1 protein-coding gene is annotated in these 311 nt (G+C 59.2%); it reads left to right on the forward strand.

Translation table 11 applies throughout. The features are described from left to right. Positions 1–311 (forward strand): hypothetical protein (locus EA798_RS20685; RefSeq protein ID WP_167463008.1); only part of this gene is annotated, 311 nt, incomplete at both ends.

A 311-nucleotide genomic window follows, 5' to 3' on the forward strand; every position in this document is an offset into this window, starting at 1 on the left:
CCGACGCTGAGCGTGGTGGGTGCGAGTGTGTACGAAGCCGGTTTGCCGGCTGGCTCAACTGGCGGTGATGGACGGGACGTTGCCACCGGCACCTTTACCATCGGTGATGTGGATGGCCTTGACGATATTCAGGAAGTTACGATCGGCACCACTACGGTGGCCATCGGCAGTTTGGTGGGCAGCAGCTTCGTCGGTGCCCATGGCACCTTGACGATCATCTATTACGACGAAGCGACCGGCGTTGCGACCTATGAGTATCAACTGACCAGTGCGACCACCGACGTGGATGGCGTGGCTGAAACCGATACCTT

This window comes from Pseudomonas songnenensis (genome assembly GCF_003696315.1).
GTDB classification, from domain to species: Bacteria; Pseudomonadota; Gammaproteobacteria; order Pseudomonadales; family Pseudomonadaceae; genus Stutzerimonas; species Stutzerimonas songnenensis.